The organism is Rodentibacter rarus, from assembly GCF_001998965.1.
Classification (GTDB): domain Bacteria; phylum Pseudomonadota; class Gammaproteobacteria; order Enterobacterales; family Pasteurellaceae; genus Rodentibacter; species Rodentibacter rarus.
The window spans coordinates 1-1,925 of the sequence record NZ_MLHJ01000092.1 but is presented as its reverse complement, the minus strand read 5'-3'; the positions used below and the strand labels follow the sequence as shown (position 1 = coordinate 1,925).

2 protein-coding genes are annotated in these 1,925 nt (G+C 42.0%); one reads left to right on the top strand and one right to left on the bottom strand.

Translation table 11 applies throughout. The annotated features are described in order from the left end of the window. The first annotated feature begins 83 nt into the window (after positions 1–83). Entirely contained in the window at positions 84–665 is a 582-nt protein-coding gene (locus BKK50_RS09105) for an NAD(P)H-dependent oxidoreductase (protein ID WP_077417420.1), read from the top strand. Between the two features lie 58 nt (positions 666–723). On the opposite strand, the gene BKK50_RS09100 is transcribed toward BKK50_RS09105, so the two are convergent. Then, the gene (locus BKK50_RS09100; protein WP_077417418.1) at positions 724–1,668 is read right to left on the bottom strand and encodes a DMT family transporter; all 945 of its coding nucleotides are present in this window, start codon (positions 1,666–1,668) and stop codon (positions 724–726) included. Positions 1,669–1,925: the final 257 nt, after the last annotated feature.

The following is a 1,925-nucleotide window of genomic DNA, read 5'->3' as shown; positions in this document are numbered from 1 at the left end:
TCTAGTACAGCCCCTTTTAAATTATAAATAAACTAAAATCTCGCCGATTTTCTCAGCTGTAAAAATAAACAAAAGGAAAGCAAATGAATATTTTATTATTAGATGGTGGTAAAACCTTCGGTCATTCAAACGGACAACTTAGTCACACCTTGCACCATACCGCTCGTGAAGTGTTGGAACAACTTGGACATAACATTCAGGAAACCGTGATTGATAACGGCTATAACATTGAAGAAGAAGTCGAAAAATTCCTTTGGATGGATGCCGTGATCTGGCAAATGCCGGGTTGGTGGATGGGTGAACCTTGGACGGTAAAAAAATACATTGATGAGGTCTTTACCGCCGGACACGGCAAACTTTATCACAGTGATGGTCGTCATAGTGTTGAACCAACTAAGGGCTACGGCACGGGTGGTTTGCTCCACGGTAAAAAACATATGCTTTCTTTAACTTGGAACGCTCCTATTGAGGCCTTCACCGCACCTAACGATTTCTTTGAAGAACAAGGCGTGGATGGGGTATATCTTCACTTCCACAAAGCCAATGAATTTATTGGGATCAAAGAAGCATTACCGACCTTCATCTGCAACGATGTGATTAAATCACCGGATGTGCCAAAATATATCGCTGATTACAAAGCTCATCTGACGAAAGTGTTTGGTTAAAATTGAGTATAAAAAGTGCGGCCGGCTTTGCAAAACTTTTGTAAAACCGACCGCACTTTTATTTACTCATTTGAATGATCACAACCCCGACCAACAACACCAATAAACCAATAATCTGAATAGCGTTGATCGGTTTTTTATTCGCACCAAGCAAGTCGAATTGGTCAATAATCAAACTGCCAACTAACAAACCAAACAGTGAAGTGATGATCGCCCCACCTGTGCCAATTTGTGGCACGATCAATACAATACCGCCGATATAAACTGCACCGAGCAAACCGCCAAACCATTGCCACCAAGGTTGGGGCTGTTTCAATGCATTTTTGAGATATCGCCAAGCGGTCGGCTCTTTGAAAAAAATCACCAATGCTAATAACAGCGTGCCGATAGCAAAAGGCACGAAGACCGCAAGGCTAGTAGAATGTAAGGTTTGGCGCAAGGCAGCATTGACCACAGGCGTAATACCTGAGGCGATACCACCACTGATGCCGAGAATTTGCCAAACCAACAATGAACGTTCTTCAGGCTTTTTCAGACTGCGTTGTTTGAAAGCAGGCAACACAATTGCAATGCCAATTCCCGTCATCACTGCCACTAAGCCCAATAAACGCAATAGGGTAAAATCATATTGTGGTGCAGCGAACCCGCCGAATGTATCAATTAATGTCCCTGTAACGACTTGTCCTAAAATCGGCATAATAGCAGTTTGAACACTCCCCAAACGAGGGAAAATCAAAATATTGACCGTTAATCCAAACATCGCCAATAGCCCGCCTGACCAAATCCACCAAGGTGATTGAATTAGGCTATCAGTTGAAACTGCAAGCGGTTCATTTTGCACTAAAATGAGCAGCATTAATAAGAGCGAACCCACCCCAAAAGAAACAAAAGAGGACAGCAACGGTGAAACGACATTTTTACGCAACACGGAATTCATTCCCGTTTGAAAAGCAATCCCCATTCCCACCAACACGCCAATCGGGGCGGCAAATAAAGCAATCATTGTTTTTCTCCATAAAATTGAGTTAAACCCATTATAGGGGGGAAAGATTGTTTTGATTAGATGGGAACAATTGAATGGGCTATTGAGTGAAATTCAATAATAAATTTGGGGTGAAAAGTGATCTGCCCCCAAAACCTGCCCCCCCCAATTTAAGGTGCAGATGATGTCCTATTCTTATCAATTTCGTTTAAAAATTATCAAATTTGTCACCGAGTAGAATTTTGGCATTCGAGAGGTAGCTAAACTTCATAAAATCT

Coding starts and splice junctions, on each gene's coding strand:
- BKK50_RS09105 (WP_077417420.1), top strand. CDS start 84: ATGAATATTTTATTATTAGATGGTGGTAAAACCTTCGGTCATTCAAAC.
- BKK50_RS09100 (WP_077417418.1), bottom strand. CDS start 1,668: ATGATTGCTTTATTTGCCGCCCCGATTGGCGTGTTGGTGGGAATGGGG.